The organism is Streptomyces xinghaiensis S187, from assembly GCF_000220705.2.
GTDB classification, from domain to species: Bacteria; Actinomycetota; Actinomycetes; order Streptomycetales; family Streptomycetaceae; genus Streptomyces; species Streptomyces xinghaiensis.
In genome coordinates this window covers 4820658-4845053 of record NZ_CP023202.1, presented here as the reverse complement: position 1 = coordinate 4845053, position 24396 = coordinate 4820658, and the positions used below count along the sequence as shown (strand labels likewise).

Genomic DNA, 24396 nt, shown 5'->3' with positions numbered 1-24396 from the left:
GGAAGGGGGGAGGACAGCGCGGAAAGCGCTTTCCCGGACCCTAGGCAGAGCGCGCGGGCCCGGACAAGACCCGGCCCGCAATCGACCGGCCCGGTGCTCAGCGCCCCGCGGGGGTGAGAGCATGCCCCCGGGGGACCGCAGGTGGTCCCGGGCACCGTCCGGCGGCGACACGGAGGAACAGATGGCAGTGACTCTGGCGGATGTGGCGGCACACGCCAAGGTCTCCTCGGCCACGGTCTCCAGAGTGCTCAGCGGCAACTACCCGGTCTCCGAGGCCACCCGGGCGCGGGTGCTGCGGGCGGTGAACGAGTTGGACTACGTGGTGAACGGGCCGGCCAGCGCCCTGGCCGCGGCCACCTCCGACCTGGTCGGCATCCTCGTCAACGACATCGCCGACCCGTTCTTCGGGATCATCGCGGGGGCCGTGCAGTCGGAGATCGCCGGCCTCCCCGGGGGCGGCGGGAAGCTGGCCGTGGTCTGCAACACCGGCGGCTCCCCCGAGCGGGAGCTCACCTACCTCACGCTGCTCCAGCGCCAGCGGGCCGCCGCCGTGGTCGTCACCGGCGGCGCCGCGGAGGGCGCGGATCACGCCGCGGCCGTGGCGGCCAAGCTCGGCCGGCTGACCGCCGCGGGCACCCGCGTCGTCCTCTGCGGACGGCCGCCGCTGCCGCACAGCGGGGACGGGGAACCCGCCGTCACCACCCTGGCCTTCGACAACCGGGGCGGCGCCCAGCGACTGACCGAACACCTGCTCGCCCTGGGCCACCGCCGCATCGGCTATGTCACCGGGCCGCCGGACCGGACCACCACCCGGCACCGGCTGGAGGGACACCGCGCGGCCCTCGCCACCGCCGGGCTCACCGGGGGCTCGGAGCGGCTGACCGTGCACGGTTCCTTCGACCGCGCCTCCGGCTACGACGCCACCCTCGAACTGCTGCGCAGGGAGCCCGGGCTGACGGCGGTCGTCGCCGCGAACGACACCATCGCCCTCGGCGCCTTCGCCGCCCTCCGCGACCGGGGGCTGCGCATCCCGGAGGACGTCTCCGTGGCCGGCTTCGACGATCTGCCCTTCAGCGCGGACGCCGTCCCCGCACTGACGACGGTGCGGCTGCCGCTCCAGGACGCCGGGGCCCGCGCGGGGCGGCTGGCGATGGACCGGGAGACGGCACCGCCCGGCGGTGTGGCCACCATCCGGGCCGAGCTCATGGTCCGCGCCTCGACCGCCCCGCCGCGCTGACCGGCGCCCGGGTGCCGCCTGGGGCGTGCGCGGGGGCGTGCGCCCGGGTGGGGTGCCCGCCCGTCCGCGGCCGGCACGCAAGCACCGAGTTCATCGCCCCGGGCCACCGTCCGGGACCGCCGTCGGGGACCGCCGTGCCGGACCGGCACGCGGACCTGTCCGGCATGGCCGCGCCGACCCCGGGCACTCGTCATATGTCCGCACGAACGCGGTACGGATGGCAGCACGGGTAGCAGTACGGACGCACACCGTGCGGTGCCCGCCCCCTGCCGCCCCGCCCGACCGACACGCCCCAGGAGCCGCCGTGCAACTCGCCTTCTCGACCCTCGGTGTCCCCGGGATGGAGATCTCCGAGGTGGCGCGGCTCGCCGCGGACAGCGGCTTCCACGGCGTGGAACTCCGCGTCCACCCCGACGAGCCCGTGCACCCCGGGGTGGGCGCCGAGGTCCGCAAGGAGACCGTGCGCCGCTTCCAGGACGCCGGGGTGCGGATCCTGAGCGCCGCCGGCTACACCCGCGTCGCGGCACCCGGCGACGACGAGACCGTCGTCGACGAACTGCACGGGCTGCTCGCCCTCGCCCACGACCTGGGCGCCCCGTACGTACGGGTGTTCCCCGGCGGGGTGGACCAGCCGACCGAGCAGGAAGCCGACGCGGCCGCCGCACGCCGTCTGGGAGCCGCCGCCCCGCGCGCCGCCGACCTGGGCGTCGCCCTCCTCCTGGAGACCCACGACTCGCACCGCCGCGGCGCCGACACGGCGCGCGTGCTCGGCCTGGTCGGGCACGCGTCCGTCGGCGCGATCTGGGACGTGATGCACCCCTGGCTGGCCGGTGAGGACCCGGAGACGACCTACGCCGTGCTCGCCCCGCACCTCGGATACGTCCAGGTCAAGGACATCGCGTCGGTGGAGGACACCAACCCGCTGCCGCTCGGCGCGGGCGCGCTGCCCCTCGCCGAGTGCGTGGACCTGCTCACCCGGCAGGACGCGGCGGAGACCCGCCCGGACGCGGGCGCCGGCTGGCTGTGCTGGGAGTACGAGAAGCGCTGGTACCCGCGGTCTCCGGAGCTGCCGGGGCTGCTGGCACCGGCCCGCGATCATCTGCTGGGACTGCTGACCCAGTCCGCCTGAGGGGGCCGCCGTCCCGGCCGCCCCCCTTCCGTAACCCGGCGCCGGAAGCCGGGAGGAGCAGTTCGGCTGTCACCTCGCCCGACGGCCCGCCTCACCGGCTGCCCGGAGTACGGACACCCCCGCCGGTGTGAGGGTGTGCAGCACGGTCGGGCCATGGCGGACGCTGGTGACGAGTCCCGCGTCGCGCAACGCGGTGGCGTGCCTGCTGGCGGAGGAGGCCGAGACTCCGGCGGCGCGGGCGATCTCGCCGGTCGTGGCGCCGGCGGACGCGGCGTACAGGGCGACCGCCCGGGCACGCCCGAGCAGGGCGGTCAGGGACCGCCCCGAAGCATCGGGGCCCACGGAGCCGTCCGGTGTGTCCGGCTCATGGAGCAGCGAGTACCAGAGCACGGGCGGCAGTTCCGGGTCGGCGAAGGCGACGGGCTCGGCCCAGTTGAAGTACGAAGGGACGAGCGTGAGCCCACGACCGTCCAGATACAGGTCCCGGTCACCGGCCTGCTTGGTGTAAGCGACCTCCAGGACCGGAGAGCGCCAGCGCAGCAGGGGCCCGAGTCCCGCGAGCATGCCCTCCACTCCACCCTCGAGGAGCCCACGGCAGCGTGCCGCCCGCTCCGCCTCGATACGCGTCTGCACCTGTTCCTTGTGCGGGACGAGGACGCACTCGTAGTACACGCGCAACATCCCCATGAACTCCTTGCGCACCTCCAGCCGGGCCAGCTGCCCGGCCCACGACGGAGCTCCGATGGTCCGATCGAGGATGGCCATCTCCTTCAGGACCCGTTGCGGAGACGTGGCCAGCACCGACTCCGTTCCTGCAGCCAAGTCGCCCCCTCCCTGGGCCGGAGTCAGAAAGTCCGGAAAATACGCGGCCCTTGGATACAACGGCAGCAGCACGCTGCGTACGAGTCGCTCCAGCCCTTTCTCCCGCAGCTGCTCCCGGGCGGTGCGATACCACCCGGCGTAGGCCCACCGGCCCTTCCGGGACTGCAGCCGGTGCAGACTCGCGGTGATCTCCCAGAGCGGATCCGGAGCGGCCGCGATCCTGGTTCTGGCCAGGTCAACCTCACTGAAATGTATGCGGAGCATCTCGTTCTCCCTCATGAACTGCCCTTTTGCCCTGCAGCGCAACAAGGTTGGTTCAGCGCCGTCGGCCGGGCGATCGTAGGGCGCAGAGATGTGGACGCGATAAACGGGGGCTCAACGGGCATGAGACGCATATCCGGTTCCGTCTGTGCGAGTGTCCTGTTCATCGGCGTCGCCGTCACCACCGCCGGCTGTAGCGCGGCGACGGACGATCCGGCCGGATCCGGCCAGCCGCACGACACCGCCGGACCCGGCGTCCCGGAACGGGAATTGACCGACGCCGAGCACATACTGGTCCAGCGCGCCGAGCAGATCCTCACCAAGGAATGCATGAAAAAGGCGGGATTCTCGTACTGGATCGGGCCGCTGCCGACGGTCGACGATCTGAAGGGTGGACGTTACGTTCTGACCGATGTCGAATGGGCACGCAAGTACGGCTACGGCGGACAGCTTGAGAAGAAGTCCGAGAAGGCCCGTCTGAACGACCCGAATGCCGCGTACGCCAACGCGCTCCCGGAAGCGGAGCGCATCCGCTACTCCAGGACTCTCGACGGTGACCCCTCGAAGGGCGTGCTGTCGGTCGAACTGCCCGCGGGCGGCACCGTTCAGACCCCCCGCGAGGGCTGCTGGGCCGAGACCCGGGAGCGACTTTACGGCGATCCCGCGACCTGGTTCCGCGTCAAGAAGACCGCCACCAGCCTGACACCTCTTTACGTACCGGACCTCGTCAAGGACAAGCGTTTGGTGAACGCGGTCGAGGCATGGTCACGGTGTATGCGCGAGGCGGGCCACGCCTATGCCGGCCCTGACGAGATCCGCGAGAAACGGTACGCGCTCATCAAGGGGTTGAGCCCCGGACAGGCACACGCCACCGAGGTGGAACTGGCGGTCGCCGAAGCCACGTGCGCCGTGGAAACGTCCCTGGGTGAGACGGCGCGCTCCCTCGAGCGTGAATACCGCAGCAAGAAGCTCCGGCGGTACAGCGAAGAAATCGCGACCTATCAGCGCATGAGACTGGCCGCACTGGCGCGGGCCAAGGACGTCATCGGCTCAGAAGCCTGAGGCCACCAGAGCGCCGGCTGTCCCCCGGCCTCCCAGATTTCCCAGATTTCCCGGATCACCCAAGTTTTCCGAAGCATCACAGCTACGGAATCCCACACAGCACCCTGTCGAAGGAGAACGACCCACCATGCGTAAAATCCCTGCCGTTCTGGCGACTCTCACCCTCGCGGGCCTCGGAGCGACAGCCCCCGCGACAACCGCGCAGGCGGCCGCGACCGCGACCTGCAGCGACAATTACACGGCGGCGAAAGCCGGGTACATGTACGCCTACAAGCACGCCTACTGTGAGGGTCACATCGGCAACTCCGCGAGCTGGGACTCGAACTGGGGCAACAGCTCCGGGCCCTTCCAGGGCGGCGACACCAACGTGGCGTCCTCGATCCTGAACAAGGGGAACAGCTACGAAGTCCAGTTCTTCAACGGAACCGGACAGGACTGGGCGGGTGGGCACATCTGTCTGTCAAGGAATGAGGCCTACGCCTCCAACCTCAACAACGACGAGTTCCACAACAACATCGACAAGGAAGGTGGCGCGAACGACGCCATCAGCTCCCACCGCTGGGTGGCCCCGGGCTCCAACAACTGCGACCGCTGGGCGACGTGACCGCGCAGTCTCACAGCTGAGCGCACGCATCCGGCTCTGGCCCACCGGTGAACCACCGCTGGGCCGGAGCCGGTTCAACCAGGCACCGCCACCACATTTCTGTGCTTCCCCGACGGCACAAGAAGCGATCCGTCCTCCGCGAGATCCCGACCACACCGCACCCCACCCCACCGCACCGAACCGCACCGCACCGCCACCGTCGGCCTCGCGGTGTCCGGCGTGCCCTCCCGCGGTCCTCTCGTTCACCCAGCTGATCGAGGGCCGCGCCCATACCCGCAGGGGACGGCGCGGAGGGTCTGCGGGGCCGGCCCTCCGAGCCGCCCTCCGTCACGGAGTTCCCACGGGCGGCCCGCGGTCCGCTGCCCGGGGTCCTCCCCGCACTGACGGCCGCGGGCAGCGGCCCCCGCCATCGGGCGGTCGGCGCGCTGCGGCGCCACCGGCGCGCCCGATCCGCGCGGGCCGGCCGCCTGACGGTACCGGCCCGCCGCCCGCGGTGGGCCTCCGCACCGCCGCCGGCATGCGGCCGCCCCACGACCCCGTACGGGCGCACGCCGCGCACGGGGCCATTGACTGGCGGAAACTTTCCGGATATCCGTTGACGGCTGGAAGTTTCCTTCACCCGCCGGACCGTCGGACCACCGGACCGTCGGAGTCCGTCTCCCCGCCCGCCATCCCGCTCCGGACACCGGCCCCTCCGCCCTGCCCGGCCCGTCCGCCCGGGCCGCCGGCGCCCGCCACCTCCGTACGGAAGGAGCGCACCGTGCACCGTTCCCCGTCCCGCCGCACCCTGCTCACCGCCACCGCCGCAGCGGCGGCGCTCGCCGCCACCGGCGCCGGCGAGGTCTTCGCCGCCGGGCCGGCCCACCCGCCGGGTCACTCCCCCGGTCACCACCCGGTCGACCGGAAGAGACTCCGCAGACTCATCTCCGGGATGAGCCTGCGCGAGAAGGTCGGCCAGTTGTTCGTCATGCGGGTGTACGGGCACTCCGCGACCGATCCCGACCCCGCCGACGCCGCCGCCAACCGCAAGGAGATCGGGGTCTCCACCGCGGCCGAACTGATCTCCGAGTACCACGTCGGCGGCATCATCTACTTCGCCTGGGCGCACAACGTCCGCGACCCGCACCAGATCGCCGGTCTCTCCAACGGCATCCAGCGCGCGGGCCTCGCTCAGCCCACCCCCCTCCCGCTGCTCGTCTCCACCGACCAGGAGCACGGTCTCGTGGCCCGCGTGGGGGCGCCCGCGACCCTGCTGCCCGGCGCGATGGCGCTCGGCGCGGACGGTTCGCGGGAGGACGCCCGGAAGGCCGCGTACCTCTCCGGTTCCGAACTGGCGGCCATGGGCATCCGGCAGGACTACGCGCCGGTCGCCGACGTCAACGTCAACCCGGCCAACCCGGTCATCGGCGTCCGGTCCTTCGGCGCCGACCCGCAGTCCGTCGCCCGGCTGGTGGCCGCCCAGGTGAGGGGCTATCAGAGCGCTCGCGTCGCGGCCACCGCCAAGCACTTCCCGGGCCACGGCGACACCCAGACGGACAGTCACACCGGCCTGCCCGTCATCACCCACAGCGAGGAGGAGTGGCAGCGGCTCGACGCGCCGCCGTTCCGTGCCGCCATCGCCGCCGGCGTCGACTCGATCATGACGGCCCATCTGGTCGTCCCCGCCCTCGACCCGGCGGAGGACCCGGCGACCCTCTCCCGGCCGATCCTCACCGGCATCCTGCGGGAACGCCTCGGCTACGACGGCGTCGTGGTGACCGACGCCCTCGACATGGCGGGCGTCCGGCAGAAGTACGGCGACGACCGGGTGCCCGTGCTCGCCCTCAAGGCCGGCGTCGACCAGCTCCTCAACCCGCCGGACTTCCGGCTCGCCTACAACGCCGTGCTGGCGGCCGTGGAGAGCGGCGAGATCAGCGAGGAGCGCATCGACGTCTCACTGCTGCGCATCCTGGAGCTCAAGCAGCGCCGGGGCCTCTTCGACGAGCCGTACGTGACGCACGCGGGCGTCGACCGCACCGTCGGCATCCCGCCCCATCTGCGGGCGGCGCAGCGGATCGCCGACCGCACCACCACCCTCCTCCTCAACCGGCGGACCGGCGGCCGCCGCCGCACGCTCCCCCTCGACCGCCGCGGGCGGAACGACCTGCTGGTGGTGGGCGCCGACCCGGCCGCCCCCTCCGCCACCGGCGGCCCGCCCACCGCCGTCCTCGCCCGGACCCTCACCGGGCTGGGCTTCACCGCCACCGCGCTTTCCACCGGCATCACCCCGACCCGGGAGCTGATCGACCGGGCCGTGGCCGCGGCGGCCGGCCGGGACGCGGTGGTGGTGGCCACCTACAACGTGAGCGCCACGTCCCCGCAGCGCACCCTGGTCTCCGAACTCGTCGCGACCGGCGTGCCCGTGGTCCATCTGGCGATCCGCAATCCGTACGACATCGCCCGGCTCGACGGGGTGGCGGCCTCGCTGGCGAGCTACTCCTGGACGGACGGGGAGATGCGCGCCGCCGCCCGGGTGATCGCGGGCCGGGTCGGCCCCACCGGACGGCTGCCCGTCCCGGTCCCCGACGCGGACGACCCGGCGCAGGTGCTGTACCCGATCGGCCACGGCTTGTCGTACTGATCCCTACGACGTCCGGGGCGCATCCCCGGACGGTACGCCGCAAAAGCCCCGCCGCCGCCGGGCGTGCGTCCGCCCCCGCGGGCCGCGCCCGGCCGAGGGGGGATGATGAGCCCATGCGCGCACGACGACAGAGCGGGAGACCGGCGACGGCACGGGCCGCGCGAGGGGCGCGACGTGCCGCGCTGAGCGCCCTGCTCGCCCTTCCGCTCATCCTGACCGCCGCCTGCGGGCAGTCCGGCCCGTCCGGCACCGGCCGGAGCGCCGGCCCCGAGGACAAGGCCGCCGCGAGCCCGTCCGTGCCCAATGTGGTCTTCCTGGCCGAGGGCGAGTGCAGCACCCGCGGCCGCAGCTCCTTCGACGAGGTGCCGTGCACCGGCGAGCGGGCCGTGGCCAGGGTGCTGCTCCGCTTCCACGGCGGCACCGAGGACGGCCCCCTCTGCCCGGCCCGCACGGACTTCCTGCTGCACATCACCGAACGCCCGGACGGCGTCGGCGGCACCGGCTCCACGGCGCGGCGCGGCTACGCCTGTATGCGCAACCTGAAGCCGCCGCACCCGGGCGACCCGGGCGGCGGTGGCGGCCCGCGCACGATCGCCGGCGACTGCGTCCGGCTGACCCGGGAGAACGAGGTCCGGGAGACCGGCTGCGCCCCATCGGCCGAGCCGGCGCCGGAGTTCAAGGTGACCAAGGCGGTCGCCAAGCGCTCGGACTGCCCCGCGTCGACGGATCTCTACGTCCGGCTGGGCGGCGACAAACCGACCGGCTGCGCCCGCCGCCTCTGACGCCCGGGTGGGTGCCCGGGTGCCCGTGCCGGGCGGGCGCCTCGCCGTGCGGCGGCGCCCGCCCTCCCGCCGCTCCGTGCCGTACCGCTCCGTGCCCTCCGCCCGCCGCGCCTACGGGCGCAGGGCGTTCCGCGGCTCGACGGACTTGCGGTCGAGCTTCGCGTCCCGCTCGGCCAGCGGTTCGGCCTTCGAGGCGTCGCGGCGGACGGCGGCGGGGGCCACCCCCGCCCATTCCAGGACCTCCGCGGTGGCCTTGTCCCGCTCCGCCTCCGTCAGCCCGGCGATGTTCGCCCCGTGGTTGGCGCCGGGCGCGGTGAAGACGTACGCGTCGCGCGAGCCCCTGCCGGGGCGGAACCGCTCCGCGCCCCACGGGTCGTTCTCGCCGTAGACGAAGAGCATCCGCTCGCCGCGGTGGCGCACCCAGCGGTCGATGTCGTCCATCACCCGGCCGCGCCAGCGCATCGGGATGTCGCGGGGGACGTAGCTGCGCGGCTGGTAGATGCCCGGGTGGCGGAGCAGGCCGTCGAGGTGCGGGGTGCGGAAGGAGGGCCAGCCCAGCTCGGTCCCGGCCTGGTAGAAGTACGGCGCGTACCCGTCGAGGACCTGGTCGGTGTAGAAGGAGAAGCCGGAGACCTCGTCGACGAACGCGTAGAGGGCGTCGGTGGAGGCCGTGGGCTCGGGCACCTCGTCGCAGTCCGCCTCCGACTGGTACTGCCAGAAGGCCCACACCAGGTCGAGGACGACGTTCTCGTACGCCTTGTCGGCACTGCCCACGGTGGTGAAGGTGGCCCCGTTCTGCCGGGCCCAGGTCTCGTAGCGGGCGACGATCTCGTCGCGGCGGACGAGGGCCTCGCGCTGGACGGCGTTGAGCGCGGCCCGGCACTCCGGTGTGGAGACCTGTTCGAAGAACCGGTCGTAGGCGGAGTCCTCGCGGTTGCGGACGTCGTTGGGCGCGACGTAGGCGATGGTGCCGTCCATGTCGCCCGGGTGGAAGCGGCGGTAGTAGGTGGCGGTCATGCCGCCCTTGCTGCCGCCGGTGGAGAGCCAGTTGGCGCGGTAGATCCGCTTGAGGGCCCGGAAGAGGCGGTGCTGGTCGTCGGCGCCCTGCCGGATGTCCAGCTTGGTCCAGTCGGCCGGGTCGGGCCGGGAGGGCGTGAAGTAGCGGTACTCCAGGGAGACCTGGTTGCCGTCCACGATCCGGGTGGGCTCACTGCGGCCGGGCCGGGTGGAGACGTGGTAGCCGGAGGTGTGGAAGACCACCGGCCGGTCGGTGGCCTTGTGCAGCAGGGTGAGCCGCTGCTGGAAGGTGCCGAGGTACGGGCGGCGGTGGTCGACCGGCTGGGTGTACTCCAGGACGAAGAACCGGTAGCCGTCGACCGGCTGCTCCTCCACCAGGCTCATGCCCGGGATCGCGAGGAGCCGGTCCTCGATGTCGGTGCTCTCGGTGCTCTCGGTGCTCCGGGTGCTCTCGGTGCTCCGAGTGCTCCCGGTTCCGCCGGAACCGCCGGATCCGCCCCCGGGGCCCGCGGTGCTCGCGGTGCCCGCGGTGCCCGCACCGGAAGGCTCCGCGGCCGTGTTCGCGGCGGCCGGCGCCGTTCCGGCGCTCAGGGTGCCCAAGAACACCGCCAGCGCCGGCAGCCACGTCAACGCCTTGCGCATCCGCCCTCCCTGGGTTCGCGTGAATCTGCGAACCTAGCCGGGAGGCTGCCCGTCCGCCAGACCGCCGCGCGCGGGACTGCCCGAACGGGCATACGGGCCGGGGCGCACGGCGGCACCCCGGCCCGGAACGGCGGCGGCAGCGGCAGCGGCACCGCAGCACCACCGGCACTTGTCAGGTGGCGTTCTCCGTCGCCTCGGCCTCCCGCTGGATCGCCTGCAGCACGCTCCCCGGATTGCCGCCCCGCTCCACCGTGCCGCCGATCTGCTCGCGCAGCGTGCGGACCATGGGAGCCCAGGACACCTTGTCGACCGGGTAGAGCTGGGCGGTGCGCAGCTGGTCCAGGAACTCCCAGACGTTCTTGTGCGACTCGTCGGCGCGCATCGCGTCGAAGGCGGAGTTGGTCACCGGCAGCAGGTCGTACTGCTCGGCGAACTTGAGAACGTTCTCCTTCTCGTAGACGAAGTTGAGGAAGGCGCTGATCTGCTCGCGGTTCCCGTTCTCCTTGAACGCCGTCATCCAGTCGGCGACGCCGGTGGTGGCCGCGGACTGCTTCTCCCGGCCGGGCAGCGGTGCCATGCCGAAGTCGATGCCGCCCTCCAGGGCGCGCTGCATGAGGGTGGGGTGGCCGTTGAGCATGGCCACCTCGCCGCGGACGAAGGCGTCGTAGGCGTCCTGGCGGTCGGTCTTCGCCGGGGAGGCGTTGGTGAGCCCCTTGGCGACCATCTCGTCGCGCAGCCATTCGAAGGCCCGGATGTTCTCGGGGGCGTCGAAGGTGTAGCTGCCGATGTTGTCGGTGTAGCCGCCACCGGCGCTCAGCATCCAGTTGAGCGCCTCGGCCTGCGCCTCCTCCGGGCCCAGCGGAAGCCCGTACGGGGTCTGGACCCCGGACTGCTTGAGCGCGACCGCGTCGGCCCGGAGCTCGTCCCACGTCTTCGGCGGGCTGTCGATGCCCGCCTGCTTCAGCAGCTTCTTGTTGTAGAAGAACACCCGGGTGCTGGCGGTGAAGGGCAGGCCGTACTGCTTGCGGTTGGCGGTGCCCGCTTCGGAGACGGCCCGTACGAAGTCGGCCTGGGCCGGGATGGAGAGGAGTTCGTCGGCGCTGTAGAGCTTGTCCTTGGCCGCGTAATCGGCGTAGGTGGCGATCTGGGCCATGTCCGGCGCCTTGCCGGCCTTCACGAGATCGGCGACCTTGCGGTCGACCTCTCCGCGGGGGTAGACGTCGACATCGACCGCTATGTCCGGGTGTTCGAACTGGAACTCGCCGATCAGCTGGTCCCAGTATCTCTTGGAACTGGTGCCGGATCTGTCGCCGTATTCGGTCACGATCAGCTTGAGCTGGACGTCACCGCTTTCCGCGGTGGCACTCTCGCCGCACGCCGAGAGGGTCAGGACCAGACCGGCCGAGAGACCCGCCGCTATCGGACCGAAGAAACGCCGCTGCACTGCACTACCGCCTTTTGCTCACGATGCGAACCCGCCGCACCGATCAAAACCGGACACGGCGCGACTTATGAGTCTCCATCGCGGAGCATCCCGGGTCTACGCCACGGTGCGTATCGCTTCGGTATCGAACAGGAACCGCGGAGTGTCACACCCCGGCGGTTTCCGGTTCTCCGGCGAAGGTGCGCCACAGCCGCGCGTAGTGGCCGTCCGCGGCGAGCAGCTCGGCGTGGGTGCCGTCCTCGACGACCCGGCCGTCGTCCATGACGACGACCCGGTCGGCGCGGGCGGCCGTGGTCAGCCGGTGGGCGACGACCAGGGTGGTGCGCCGGCCCGCCAGCCGGTCCGTGGCCTGGTTGACGAGGGATTCCGTCGCCAGGTCGAGCGCGGCCGTCGCCTCGTCGAGCAGCAGGATGTCCGGGTCGACGAGCTCGGCGCGGGCCAGGGCGATCAACTGCCGCTGCCCGGCCGAGAGGTTGCGGCCCCGCTCGGAGACCTCGTGCAGATAGCCGCCGCTGAGCGAGGCGACCATCTCGTGGGCCCCGACGGCCCGCGCCGCGGCCTCCACTTCGGCGTCGGTGGCGTCCGGGCGCCCGTAGGCGATGGCGTCCCGCACGGTGCCGGGGAAGAGGTAGGACTCCTGCGGCACGACACCCAGCCGGTGACGATATCCGGCCAGATCCAGCTCCCGCAGATCGGTGCCGTCGACGAGCACGGCGCCCTCCGTCGGGTCGTAGAAGCGGGCGACGAGCTTGACGAGGGTGGACTTGCCCGCGCCCGTCTCGCCGACGAAGGCGACCGTCTGCCCGGCCGGGATCCGCAGGTCCACCCCGGAGAGCGCCTCCTCCGGCGCGCCGTCCCCCTCGGCCGGCCGGTAGCGGAACCGGACGCCGTCGAAGACGACCTCGCCGCGCAGCTCCCGCACCTCGCGCGGGTGTTCGGCGATCGCCGTGGTGGTCGGCTCGCGCAGCAGTTCCTGGATGCGGCGGAGCGACACCGTCGCCTGCTGGTAGCCGTCGAACACCTGGGAGAGCTGCTGCACCGGCGCGAAGAACAGGTCGATGTAGAGCAGATAGGCGACGAGCGCGCCGGCCGTGAGGGTGCCCTCGGAGACCCGGCCCGCGCCGACGATCAGCACGGCAGCCGCCGCGGCCGACGCCAGAAGCTGCACGAACGGGAAGTAGACGGAGATCAGCCACTGTCCGCGCACCCGCGCCTGCCGGTAGCCGTCGCTGCGCCCGGTGAAGCGGGTGATGCCGTCCCGCTCGCGGCGGAACGCCTGGACGATGCGGAGCCCGGCGACGCTCTCCTGGAGGTCGCCGTTGACGACGCTGACCCGCTCGCGCGCCAGTTCGTACGCCTTGACGCTCTGGCGCCGGAAGAAGAAGGTGCCCGCGATCAGGACCGGCAGGGTGCTGAAGACCACGAGTGCCAGTTCGACGTCGATGACGACCAGGACGACGAGGATGCCGGAGAAGGTGAGCAGCGAGACCAGCGCGGTGACGAGCCCGGTCTGCAGGAACGTCGAGAGCGCGTCCACGTCCGTGGTCATCCGCGTCATGATCCGGCCGGTCAGCTCGCGCTCGTAGTAGTCGAGACCGAGCCGCTGGAGCTGCGCGAAGATCTTCACGCGCAGGCTGTAGAGGACGCGTTCGCCGGTGCGGCCGGTCATCCGGGTCTCGCCGATCTGCGCGGCCCACTGGGCGAGCACCACCACCAGCGCCAGCCCGGAGGCCGCCCACACCGCGCCGAGCGCCAGTTGCTGCACGCCCTCGTCGATGCCGTGCCGGATGAGGACGGGGAGCAGCAGCCCCGCTCCCGCGTCGACGGCCACCAGCAGGAGGGCCAGCAGCAGGGGCCGGCCGAAGCCGCGCAGCAACCGCCGCAGCCCGTAGTCCTGTTCGGGCCGGACGGCGTGTTCCTCGTCGATGTCGGGCACGTCGGTGGCGGGCGGTAGCGCGGCCACCTTGGCCAGCAGGTCCGGGGTGGCGGGCATCCCGGCCAGCGCGCCGGCGATGCCGGGACCGGCCGCCGCGCCGGCCGCGGCCGGGCCGGCGGAAGAGGCGGACGAGGCCGCCGCGGAGCCCGTCGCGCCCTGCTGCTCCTCGGCCCGGCGCCACAGTTCGGGGGTGACGCGCTCGGCGACCCGGCGGCGGGAACTGACCGGTTCGGCCCCCATCTCGGCCTCGGCGTCGAGTTCCGCCTCGAAGTCCTCGAAGTCCTCGAAGTCCTCGAAGGAGGAGTCACCGCCCGGCTCCCCGGTGTCCCGCCGCCCGTGTCCCGGCCGCCGGCCCCCGTCCCGCTCCCGGGTCCGTTCGCGCTCCGCCTCGCGCTCCCGCTCCGCGAGCCGGGCCACCGGGTCGCGCTCGACGCCGCCCAGCTCGTCCGGGTCGGTCAGCAGGCGGCGGTAGAGCGCGGAGCGCCGCTCCAGCTCCTCGTGGGTGCCGACGTCCGACAGCCGGCCGCGGTCGAGGACGGCGATGCGGTCGGCGAGGGCGAGGGTGGAGCGCCGGTGGGCGATCAGCAGGGTCGTCCGGCCGGCCATCACCCCGCGCAGCGCCTCGTGGATCTCGTGCTCCACGCGGGCGTCGACGGCGGAGGTGGCGTCGTCGAGGAGGAGCAGCCGGGGGTCGGTGAGGATGGCGCGGGCCAGGGCGATGCGCTGGCGCTGGCCGCCGGAGAGGGTGAGGCCCTGCTCGCCGACCGCGGTGCCATAGCCGTCGGGCAGTTGTTCGATGAAGCCCTCGGCCTGGGCGGCGCGGGCGGCTGCCCGTATCTCCGCGTCGGTGGCGCCGGGCCGGCCGTAGGCGATGTTGGCGCGGACGGTGTCGGAGAAGAGGAAGCTGTCCTCCGGTACGAGGCCGATGGCGGCCCGCAGCGACTCGAACGTCAGCTCGCGGACGTCGTGGCCGCCGACCCGCACGGCGCCCTGAGACACGTCGTAGAAGCGGGGCAGCAGCAGGGAGACGGTGGACTTGCCGCTGCCGGAGGCGCCGACGAGGGCGACGGTCTCGCCCTGCGCGAGGGAGAGCGAGAAGTCCTTCAGGACCGGGCGCTCGGGGTCGTAGCCGAAGGTCACCGCGTCGAACTCGACGGTCGCGGGGGCGTCGGCGGGCAGCTCCCGCGCGTCCGGGCGTTCGCCGATGGCGGGCTCGGTGTCGATCAGTTCCATCACCCGCTCCACGCCGGCGCGGGCCTGCTGGCCGACGGTCAGCACCATGGTCAGCATCCGGACCGGCCCGACGAGCTGGGCGAGGTAGGTGGAGAAGGCCACGAAGGTGCCGAGGGTGATCTGCCCGCGGGTCGCCATCCAGCCGCCGAGCGCGAGCATCGCGACCTGGGCGAGGGACGGCACGGCCTGCAGGGCGGGGGTGTAGCGGGAGTTGAGGCGGACGGTGCGCATCCGTCCGGCGAACAGCTTCCGGCTCACCTCGCGCAGCTTCCCGGTCTCCTGCTCCTCCTGGCCGAAGCCCTTGACGACGCGGACGCCGGTGACGGCGCCGTCCACGATCCCGGCGACGGCCGCCGCCTGCCCCTGGGCGTACCAGGTGGCGGGGAAGAGCCGCTTGCGGCTGCGGTCGGCCAGGAACCAGAGCGCGGGCGCCATGGCGAGGGCGACCAGGGTGAGCAGCGGCGACAGCCAGAGCATCACGCCGAGCGAGAGGACGAACAGCAGGACGTTGCCGATCATCATCGGCAGCATGAACAGCAGGCCCTGGATCAGCTGGAGGTCGCTGGTGGCGCGGCCGACCACCTGGCCGGTGGAGAGTTCGCCCTGCCGCCGCCCGTCGAGCCGGACGAGGGAGCGGTACATGTCGGTGCGCAGGTCGTGCTGGACGTCGAGGGCGAGCCGTCCGCCGTAGTAGCGGCGGACGTAGGTGAAGGCGTAGACGGCGAGGGCCGCGCCGATCAGGGCCGCGGCCCACGGGGCCATGGGGCGGCTGTGCTCGACCACCACGTCGTCGATGATCAGTTTGGTGACCAGCGGCACCAGCGCCATCACGGCCATGCCGCCGAGGGAGGAGCCGAGGGCGAGGAGCACGTTCCGCCGGTAACGCCAGGCGTAGCCGGTCAGCCGCCGGGCCCAGCCCTGCCGCCGCCGCTCCTCCTCCCGGGCGTCCGGTGCCCCGGGCCGGCCGCCGGCTCCTTCGCCGCCGGGGCCGCCTTCGCCGCCGGAGCCACCGGAGTCCCCGGAGTTCCCCGGACCGCCGGGTTCTCCCGGGCCGCCCGGCTCCCCGGCCGCCTCGCGCCCGCCGTTCCCGGTCCCCGCCTCCGGTCCCGCCCCGGGCCGATCAGCCGCCTCCGTCGCCGTGCCGCCCACCGATGACCTCCGTCGTCCCCGCTCGTGCGGTGCCGTGGCCATCCCACAGCACCACGATCGAGAACACCTCGGGCGGCCGTTTTTGTTTCGCTCGCGCGTACCCACTTTGGCCGGGGATCCGGCCGGTCGCAGGTCCTGGGCCTCCGGACGGAGCACTCCCGCGGCTGAGCGCCGGGCACCGGGGCTCCCCGGCGCCGCGGCCCACGGTGCGCGTCACCCCCTCCGCATCGCCGCCCGCCCCCGTGTTCACCGCGTACCCGCCACGGGCATTCAGTTGACACTGTCAACCGAACTCGGTACTTTCAGATGACAACGTCAACCGAAAGAGGCGCTGGGTGACTACCAACAAACTGGCCGTGGTGACAGGGGCTTCCACGGGCATCGGCCGGGCGACCGCGGAGGAGTTGGCGCGCCGCGGATTCCATGTCCTGGCCGGGGTCCGCCGGCAGGAGGACGCCGGGCGCCTGGCCGGACCGGGCGTGGAACCGGTGATCGTGGACATCACCGACGAGGAGCAGGTGGCGGCGCTGGCCGACCGCGTCGCCCGTGACCCGCGGGGACGTCCGCTCGGCGTCCTGGTCAACAACGCGGGCGTGGCGCTCAACGCCCCGGCGGAGACGATCCCGCTCGCCGAGTGGCGCCGGCACTTCGACGTCAACCTGTTCGGGCATGTCGCGGTGACGCGTGCCCTGCTGCCCGCTCTCGTCGCCGCCGGCGACGCCCGGCTGATCAATGTCTCCTCGATCGGCGGGCGGGTCGCCTTCCCCACCTATGGCGCGTACGCGGCGGCGAAGTTCGGGCTGGAGGGCTACAGCGACGCCCTCCGCCGCGAAGTGGCCCGCTGGGGCGTCAGGGTCGTCGTCGTCGAACCGGGCACGGTCGCGACGCCGATCTGGGGCAAGGGCATCGCGACCATGGAGGCCATCGCCGGTGAGATGACGGCCGACCAGCACGCGCGGTACGACGACCTGGTCGCCGCCCTCCGGAAGCAGTCGGAAGAACAGGCCGGGCAGGGCATCCGGCCCCACCAGGCGGCACGGACCATCGCCGCTGCCGCCACCGCCCGCAGACCCCGCACGCGCTACCTCGTGGGCCGGGACGCGAAGCTGCTGGCGAGGCTGACCGGTCTGCTCAGCGACCGCATGGTGGACGGGTTCATCGCCAGGCACCTCGGCCTCGCGGACCCGGGCGCGCGGTCCGCGTAGCGCGCCAGCGCGCCCGGGCGCCACACGGTCCGCGGACCTCGGGCGGCCGCGTCGACGCTAGGATCACCGGCTATGGCCACCCGTGCGGAAACCGCCGCCGAGACCCGCCGCGCGCTGCTCGACGCGGCGGGTGCGCTGCTCGACAGCGGGGGTCCCGGCGCGGTGACGCTGCGGGAGGTCGGCGCCCGGGTCGGCGTCTCGCGGTCGGCCCCGTACCGCCACTTTCCCGACAAGGAACACCTGTTGATGCGGGTGGCGGCGGATGCCTGGCAGGAAGTCGGCGACACCCTGGAGAAACTGGCCGCGGACTCCGGCACCGGTACGCCGCCCGAGCAGTCCCTGCGCCGGGCTCTGCTCACCCTGATGGGTCTCGCCCGCTCACGCCCGCATCTGTACCGCCTCATGTTCGCCACCCCGGTGGCCGATCCGACGGAGACGGTCCGGGCGGCGGAGCGCGCACAGGACCACTTCCTGACGGTCGTCTCCCGCGTCGTCGCGGACCCCGCCGGCAGCCGGCGGTACGGGGGGCTCCTGCTCGCCGCCGCCCATGGGCTCAGCGACCTGGACCTCAGCGGCCATTTCACCACCGGGAAGTGGCACGCCGGCGCCGAGGAACTCATCGACATGCTGATCGGCCTGCTGCCCAGGACCCCGGCCCCCTGAACGCCGGCCGGGGCGGCCCGTGCCCGTGCTGCCCCCTGTGCAGGAGCGCGGTTCGCCGTCGGTGATGCCGACCGCGTCCGTACCGTCCCGGAGCACCGGCCGGCGCTCGCCGCCGGAGGGGAAACGGCGCGGGCGCGGGCGTGGGCGGCGTCGGGCGCGAACACCGAGGCACCGGGGCACCGGGGGCATGGGGCGTGCGCTGCCGTGACGAGCTGCGGGAATGCCGGGATGGGCGCAGGGGTTCCCCTGGTCACAAGGGCGGTACCGCTGGTTCCGGCACCCGGCGCGGACGACGGCGGCCCGCCGTGGCGCACCGGCCGGACGCGAGCCCGGACGGGAACCGAAGGAGACGCCGTGCCCGACCCGGCCACACGGCCCGCCGACGACGCCCGCGAGGGCGCCACCCGTGACCACACCCTCCCCGCGGACGCCGCACCCACCCTGCTCCCGCGGCCCAGCCCGCCCCCCGGCCACCGGGGCGGTCCGCACGACCCGGCGGACGGCGCGCAGAACCCGGACGGCCGTCTCCCCCGCTGGCGTTCGGTCCTGGCCGTGGTCGCCCACCCCGACGACGAGTCCTTCGCCCTCGGCGCCCTCCTCGCCGCCTTCGCCGGGGACGGCGCCCGGGTCTCCGTCCTCTGCCTGACCCACGGCGAGGCCTCCACGCTGCACGGCGTCGCCGGAGACCTGGAGCGGTTGCGCGCGGACGAACTCACGACCGCGGCCGGCGTCCTCGGCATCGGCGACGTCCGGCTGCTGGCCTACCCCGACGGGCGCCTCTCCGCCGCCGACCCCGGTGAACTCGCCGGCCGGGTCACGGACGCCGCCCGGGAGACGGACGCGGAAGGACTGCTGGTCTTCGACCCCACCGGCGTCACCGGGCACCCCGACCACGCCGCCGCCACGGCCGCCGCCCTCCGCGCGGCCGGCGTCCTCGGCCTGCCCGTCCTGGGCTGGACCGTCCCGGAGGCGGTGGCGGACCGGCTCCGCCGGGAGTACGGCGCCGCCTTCGACGGCCATCCGCCCGAGGCCGTCGACCTCACCGTCACCGTGGACCGCGCCCCGCAGCTCAAGGCCGTCGCCTGCCATCGCAGCCAGGCCGTGCCCGGCAGCGTCCTCTGGCGGCGGCTGGAACTCCTCGGCGACCGCGAACACCTGCGCTGGCTCCGCCCGCCGCGCCCCTGACTCCGGGGGCTCGGGGGGCTCGGGGGCTACGGTGACTCCGGGCCCGCCCCCCACGTGTCAGCAGGCGTCGGCCAGTTGCTGCTCGATGGCGCCGACGGTGTCGAGCAGGGCCCGCGCGACGCCGCGCAGATCCCTGGTGTGCACCGTGTCCCCCACCACGACCGCGGCCACCGGGCCGGTCCTCCCGAGCCGGACCGGGGCGGCCAGTTCGACCAGGTCGGGGATCCACTCGCTGCGGGCGTAGGACAGGCCGGTCCGCCGGATGCGCTCGAACTCGCGCCGCAGCGCGTCCCTCCGGCCGCGGGTCGCGCCCTCTCCGGCCCTCGCCGTGCCGGAGAGGTCCGCCGGATCGTGCCGGGACAGCGCGAGCAGGAGCTTGCCCGCCGCCGAGCCGTGCGCCGGGACCGGCTGCCGCAGCGCCATCGCGAGCCGGGCGTGCTCCTGCCCGTACAGGGTCCCGACATGCTGGACGTTCGTCCCCGACAGGGTGCCGAGGCTGACGATCCTGTTGGTGAGCTGGAACAGTTCGAGCAGGAACGGAGTGACCGGGTAACTGAGCCGCTGCACCCCGGCGGGACCGCTCGTCGCCCCCAGCCGGGACAGATACGTGCCGAGTTCATAGGATTTCGACTCTCTCCGGACGGCGAGGCCGATGTCGGTGAGCGACAGCATCAGCCGGTGCAGTGTCGACTTCGGCAGGTTCACCAGACGCGACAGCTCCGACAGGGTCAGCGGCCGCGACGCCTCCGCCAGGGCTTCGAGTACGGCGAGCGCTTTGCGCAGCGGGCCCCCCGGCATTCCGGGCTCGGCCGTCTTCACCGCCGTCCCGGCGGCTGCCCCCGGGCGTGGCGCCCGGGGATGTCGTGCACCGTCCACCGTGCTGCTCCCGTCACCGAGGCACACACCAACGGCTCCATGCCTACCTGCGCCGGAACGCCGTACTCAAGATCGTCCGGGGTTGCTGTCCCGAGGGTGCTCGGGGTTGGGCCCTTTTGACGGCACGGAACCGGCCCCGGAGCCCGCACGGGCCCGGCACCGCGCACCCCGCACCGCGCGTCCGGCGCCGGAGCAACGACCGTTCCGGAAAGTGGAAACGGCCGTAGCCCGGACGACCTTGCTCTCCGTACCGTCCGGGCCATGGCTGATGTGAGCTCGTACGAGAACCCGGCGGACGGCGTCCCCCGCCGGGTCCTGCTGGCCGGTCCCCGTTCCTTCTGCGCAGGCGTCGAGAGAGCCATCGAGATCGTGGAACGGACTCTCGAACAGCGGGGTGCCCCGGTCTACGTCCGCAAGCAGATCGTGCACAACGTCACGGTCGTGGACGATCTGGCGGAGCGGGGCGCGGTCTTCGTCGAGGAACTGGACGAGGTGCCCGACGGCGCGACGGTGGTGTTCTCCGCGCACGGGGTCTCCCCCGCCGTGCGGAAGGAGGCGGACCGGCGCGGCCTCGACGTCATCGACGGAACCTGCCCCCTGGTCGCCAAGGTCCATGCCGAGGCACGCCGCTTCGCCGCCCGCGGCGACACGGTCGTGCTGGTCGGCCACGCCGGGCACGAGGAGGTCGAGGGCACGCTCGGGGAGGCGCCGGAGTCGATGGTGCTGGTCTCGACGCCCGACGACGTCCGCGAGCTGCCGCCCGACCTGGGGCGGCAGGTCTCCTACCTCACCCAGACCACGCTCGCGGTCGACGAGACCGAGGAGGTCGTCGGCACGCTGCGGGAGAGGTTCCCGCTGCTGCAGGAGCCGCCGTCCGACGACATCTGCTACGCCACCACCAACCGGCAGGCCGCGCTGAAGGCGATCGTCGGGGAGTCCGACCTCGTGCTGGTCGTCGGCTCGGAGAACTCCTCCAACTCGGTCCGCCTGGTGGAGCTCGCGCAGCGCGAGGGCACCCGCGCCGAGCTGATCGACCAGGCCGCCGACATCCGCCCGGAGTGGCTGGCGGGGGTGCGCACCGTCGGGCTGACGGCCGGCGCCTCGGCACCGCCCGCCCTGGTCACGGAGGTCGTGAGCAGGCTGGGGACGTTCGGTCCGGTCCACGTCGAGGAGCGCGAGATCGCCCGCGAGACCGTGAGTTTCGACCTTCCCTCGCCCCTGCGCGGTGCCGCGCGGCGGACGGCGGACGGCCGTTCCAGCTGAGCGAGGAGAACCGTGTCACCAACGCTGCTCGGCCGGGTCACCGGTCCCCAGGAGCTCAAGGAACTGCGTCCGGAGGAACTGCCCGCGCTGGCGGGCGAGATCAGGCAGTTCCTGATCGACAAGGTGTGCGCCGCCGGCGGGCACCTCGGCCCGAACCTCGGCGTGGTCGAACTGACCATCGCGCTGCACCGCGTCTTCGACTCGCCGGCGGACCGCATCGTGTTCGACACCGGACACCAGTCCTACGTCCACAAGATCCTCACCGGCCGGCAGTCCGCCTTCTCCACGCTCCGCACGGCGGGAGGACTCGCCGGCTACCCGCTGCGCGAGGAGTCCCCGCACGACCTCGTGGAGAACTCGCACGCCTCCACGGCGCTGTCCTACGCGGACGGCCTGGCCACGGCGGGACGGCTCCTCGGCGAGGAGCACCGCCGCGTGGTCGCCGTCATCGGAGACGGCGCGCTGACCGGCGGCATGGCCTGGGAGGCCATGAACAACCTCGGGCGCGCCGGGCAGCCGGTGGTCGTGGTCCTCAACGACAACGGCCGCTCGTACGACCCCACGGTCGGCGCGGTGGCCGGGCATCTGGCCGCGCTGCGCGGCGGCAGGCTCCGGGGCCCGAACCTCTTCGAGACCCTCGGCTTCGCCTATCTCGGCCCCGTGGACGGGCACGACGTCGCCGCCGTCGAACTGGCCTGCCGCCTCGCGGCGGGGCTCGACCAGCCGGTCGTCGTCCACTGCGTCACCGAGAAGGGCCGCGGTTACGCCCCGGCGGAGAACGACAAGGCCGACCGCATGCACGGGATCGGCGTCATCGACCCCGGGACGGGCCGCCCGCGGGCCGGCTCATCGCACGGCTGGACCGGCGCGTTCGGTGAGGAACTGGAGCGGATCGCCGCCGGGCGGCCCGATGTCGTCGCCCTGACCGCCGCGATGCGGCAGCCGGTGGGCCTGCACGGGTTCTCCGAGCGGTTCCCGGACCGGGTCCTCGACGTGGGCATCGCCGAGCAGCACGCGGTCACCAGCGCCGCGGGGCTGGCCATGGGCGGCCTGCACCCGGTCGTCTGCCTCTACGCCACCTTCCTCAACCGCGCCGTCGACCAGATCATGATGGACGTGGCCCTGCACGGCCTGCCGGTGACGTTCGTCCTGGACCGTGCGGGCGTCACCGGTCCCGACGGGCCCAGCCACCACGGCATGTGGGATCTCGCCCTGCTGGGCGCGGTGCCGCGGATGCGGGTCGCGTCGCCGCGCGACACCGTCCGGCTCGCCGAACTGCTGGGCGAGGCGCTCGACACCCCCGACGGTCCCACCGCGCTGCGCTTCCCCAAGGGCGGCGCCGGTCCGGAGATCCCCGCGCTGACCCGCATGGAGGGACTCGACATCCTCCACCGCACCCGGTCCCGGCCGCTCGACGTCCTGCTGGTCTCCACCGGGGTCCTCGCGGCCCCCGCCCTGCACGCGGCGGAGCTGCTGGCCGAGGCGGGCATCGGGGTGACCGTCGTCGACCCGCGCTGGGTGCTGCCCGTCAACCCCGCCCTGGCCCATCTGGCCTCCCGCCACCGGCTCGTGCTCTCCGTCGAGGACGGGGTGCGCGCCGGTGGCGTGGGCTCGGCGCTGGCACAGCTCTGCTCCGACGCCCGGGTCCGCACCCCAGTGCACACCCTGGGCCTGCCCCGGGAGTTCCTGAGCCACGGTGAACGGCCGGCCATCCTCGCCGAGCACGGCCTCACCGCGCAGTCCATCGCCGAGTCCGTACTCGCCCTGCACGACGCCGTGCCGACGGCGCACACCCCCGCAGCACCCCTCATCTCCCTCATCCGGGAAAGGACACCGCGGTGACCCAGGTCGCACTCGGAATGCCCGCACTGCCGGCCGCGCCCCTCGCCGAACGCCGGCGCACCCGCCAGCTGCGGGTGGGACCGGTCGGGGTGGGCAGTGACCACCCGGTCTCGGTGCAGTCGATGACCACGACCGTCACGGCGGACGTGGACGCCACCCTGCAGCAGATCGCCGAACTCACCGCCGCCGGCTGCGACATCGTCCGCGTCGCCTGCCCGAGCGCCGACGACGCCGAGGCGCTGCCCGCGATCGCCGCGAAGTCCAAGATCCCGGTCATCGCCGACATCCACTTCCAGCCGAAGTACGTCTTCGCGGCCATCGAGGCCGGGTGCGCCGCGGTGCGCGTCAACCCGGGCAACATCAGGAAGTTCGACGACAAGGTGGGCGACATCGCCCGCGCGGCCCGGGACCACGGCACCCCCATCCGGATCGGGGTGAACGCCGGCTCGCTGGACCAGCGCCTGATGCGCAAGTACGGCAAGGCCACCCCCGAGGCGCTGGCCGAGTCGGCGCTGTGGGAGGCCTCGCTCTTCGCCGAACACGGCTTCCACGACCTGAAGATCTCGGTCAAGCACAACGACCCCGTGGTGATGATCCGCGCCTACGAGATCCTCGCCGAGCAGTGCGACTACCCCCTGCACCTGGGCGTCACCGAGGCGGGGCCGGCGTTCCAGGGCACCGTCAAGTCCGCCGTCGCGTTCGGGGCGCTGCTGCGCCAGGGCATCGGCGACACCATCCGGGTGTCCCTCTCGGCCCCGCCGGTGGAGGAGGCCAAGGTCGGCACGGAGATCCTGCGGTCGCTGAACCTGCGCCCCCGCAAGCTGGAGATCGTCTCGTGCCCCTCCTGCGGCCGGGCCCAGGTGGACGTCTACAAGCTCGCCGAGGAGGTCACCGCGGGTCTGGAGGGCATGGAGGTGCCGTTGCGGGTCGCCGTGATGGGGTGCGTGGTCAACGGCCCCGGGGAGGCGCGCGAGGCCGACCTCGGTGTGGCGTCCGGCAACGGCAAGGGCCAGATCTTCGTCAAGGGGGAGGTCGTCAAGACCGTTCCCGAGCACCGCATCGTGGAGACCCTCATCGAGGAGGCCCTGATCCTCGCGGAGACGATGGAACCGGCGGGCGGAGGCTCCGTGACGGTCGTCGCCGGCTGAGCGAGACCAAGCGAGGGATTCCCCTTGGGGGAACCAGAACAACTCGATCACCCGGCTCCCCGAAAGCCGGCCCCCGTATGGTTCATTGCATCGTTTTCCGACGGTCACTGCCATATTCGGCCACTCTCGGGGAGTTTTCACGTTGCTGGCACAGTGCGGCCCACCGCCGGACATGCACAAGACAACAACGATGCGACGGGTGACGGCGGTTCGGCGCCGGAACCTCGCCCATTTCCCAGAAAAGCGCAGCACGATCCCCCGTCCGGGCCCGTCCCG

17 protein-coding genes are annotated in these 24396 nt (G+C 73.1%); 12 read left to right on the top strand and 5 right to left on the bottom strand.

The features are described 5' to 3' along the window. Positions 1–181 precede the first annotated feature (181 nt). Positions 182–1237, top strand: coding sequence for a LacI family DNA-binding transcriptional regulator (locus SXIN_RS20735; protein WP_095757349.1), 1056 nt, complete (start codon positions 182–184; stop codon positions 1235–1237). Positions 1238–1541: 304 nt separating this feature from the next. After that, positions 1542–2366 carry a sugar phosphate isomerase/epimerase family protein gene (locus SXIN_RS20730; protein WP_095757348.1) on the top strand — a complete coding sequence of 275 codons (825 nt, stop codon included), beginning with the start codon at positions 1542–1544 and terminating at the stop codon, positions 2364–2366. 69 nt (positions 2367–2435) lie between these two features. Here the strand turns inward: SXIN_RS20730 and SXIN_RS20725 are convergent, their stop codons facing one another. After that, entirely contained in the window at positions 2436–3452 is a 1017-nt protein-coding gene (locus SXIN_RS20725; protein ID WP_019711384.1) for a helix-turn-helix domain-containing protein, read from the bottom strand. A 120-nt stretch (positions 3453–3572) separates the two neighbouring features. Here SXIN_RS20725 and SXIN_RS20720 point away from each other — a divergent pair, with 120 nt between their 5' ends. The 4 genes from SXIN_RS20720 (at position 3573) to SXIN_RS20705 (ending at position 8517) form a co-directional block, all read left to right on the top strand. After that, a complete protein-coding gene (locus SXIN_RS20720; protein ID WP_019711385.1) occupies positions 3573–4511 on the top strand; it encodes a hypothetical protein in 939 nt (312 codons plus the stop codon). A 127-nt stretch (positions 4512–4638) separates the two neighbouring features. Further along, positions 4639–5115, top strand: a complete 477-nt coding sequence (locus tag SXIN_RS20715) for a hypothetical protein (RefSeq protein ID WP_039823926.1) — start codon at positions 4639–4641, stop codon at positions 5113–5115. Between the two features lie 760 nt (positions 5116–5875). Continuing rightward, positions 5876–7735 carry a glycoside hydrolase family 3 protein gene (locus SXIN_RS20710; protein ID WP_019711388.1) on the top strand — a complete coding sequence of 620 codons (1860 nt, stop codon included), beginning with the start codon at positions 5876–5878 and terminating at the stop codon, positions 7733–7735. Positions 7736–7848: 113 nt separating this feature from the next. Further along, positions 7849–8517 (top strand): hypothetical protein, encoded by a 669-nt coding sequence (locus SXIN_RS20705; protein ID WP_095757347.1) that lies wholly within the window; start codon positions 7849–7851, stop codon positions 8515–8517. A gap of 111 nt (positions 8518–8628) precedes the next feature. Here SXIN_RS20705 and SXIN_RS20700 read toward each other — a convergent pair whose 3' ends face one another. The 3 genes from SXIN_RS20700 to SXIN_RS20690 form a co-directional block, all read right to left on the bottom strand. Continuing rightward, positions 8629–10176, bottom strand: a complete 1548-nt coding sequence (locus SXIN_RS20700) for an alpha/beta hydrolase family protein (protein WP_019711389.1) — start codon at positions 10174–10176, stop codon at positions 8629–8631. A gap of 172 nt (positions 10177–10348) precedes the next feature. Continuing rightward, on the bottom strand, positions 10349–11620 hold the full coding sequence (locus SXIN_RS20695; protein WP_019711390.1) for an ABC transporter substrate-binding protein: 1272 nt from the start codon (positions 11618–11620) through the stop codon (positions 10349–10351). A 145-nt stretch (positions 11621–11765) separates the two neighbouring features. Next, positions 11766–15692: an ABC transporter ATP-binding protein gene (locus SXIN_RS20690; protein WP_095758120.1), complete on the bottom strand. Its 3927-nt coding sequence runs from the start codon at positions 15690–15692 to the stop codon at positions 11766–11768. A 581-nt stretch (positions 15693–16273) separates the two neighbouring features. Between SXIN_RS20690 and SXIN_RS20685 the strand changes: the two genes are divergently transcribed. From SXIN_RS20685 to SXIN_RS20675, 3 genes are all read left to right on the top strand, one after another. Continuing rightward, on the top strand, positions 16274–17143 hold the full coding sequence (locus tag SXIN_RS20685; protein ID WP_019706351.1) for an SDR family oxidoreductase: 870 nt from the start codon (positions 16274–16276) through the stop codon (positions 17141–17143). Between the two features lie 72 nt (positions 17144–17215). After that, the gene (locus SXIN_RS20680) at positions 17216–17806 is read left to right on the top strand and encodes a TetR/AcrR family transcriptional regulator (RefSeq protein WP_095757346.1); all 591 of its coding nucleotides are present in this window, start codon (positions 17216–17218) and stop codon (positions 17804–17806) included. A 354-nt stretch (positions 17807–18160) separates the two neighbouring features. Next, positions 18161–18991 (top strand): PIG-L deacetylase family protein, encoded by an 831-nt coding sequence (locus SXIN_RS20675; RefSeq protein ID WP_019711393.1) that lies wholly within the window; start codon positions 18161–18163, stop codon positions 18989–18991. A 57-nt stretch (positions 18992–19048) separates the two neighbouring features. Here the strand turns inward: SXIN_RS20675 and SXIN_RS20670 are convergent, their stop codons facing one another. Continuing rightward, complete coding sequence (locus SXIN_RS20670; protein WP_019711394.1) at positions 19049–19810, bottom strand: IclR family transcriptional regulator; 762 nt, start codon at positions 19808–19810, stop codon at positions 19049–19051. Positions 19811–20128: 318 nt separating this feature from the next. On the opposite strand from SXIN_RS20670, the gene SXIN_RS20665 reads away from it, so the two are divergent. From SXIN_RS20665 to ispG, 3 genes are read left to right on the top strand one after another with little or no spacing between them, the layout of a single operon-like run. Next, a complete protein-coding gene (locus SXIN_RS20665) occupies positions 20129–21130 on the top strand; it encodes a 4-hydroxy-3-methylbut-2-enyl diphosphate reductase (RefSeq protein ID WP_019711395.1) in 1002 nt (333 codons plus the stop codon). Between the two features lie 12 nt (positions 21131–21142). Continuing rightward, positions 21143–22972 carry a 1-deoxy-D-xylulose-5-phosphate synthase gene (locus tag SXIN_RS20660; RefSeq protein WP_019711396.1) on the top strand — a complete coding sequence of 610 codons (1830 nt, stop codon included), beginning with the start codon at positions 21143–21145 and terminating at the stop codon, positions 22970–22972. After that, on the top strand, positions 22969–24120 hold the full coding sequence (ispG, locus tag SXIN_RS20655; RefSeq protein ID WP_019711397.1) for a flavodoxin-dependent (E)-4-hydroxy-3-methylbut-2-enyl-diphosphate synthase: 1152 nt from the start codon (positions 22969–22971) through the stop codon (positions 24118–24120). The genes SXIN_RS20660 and ispG overlap by 4 nt, the downstream gene beginning before the upstream one ends. Positions 24121–24396 lie beyond the last annotated feature (276 nt).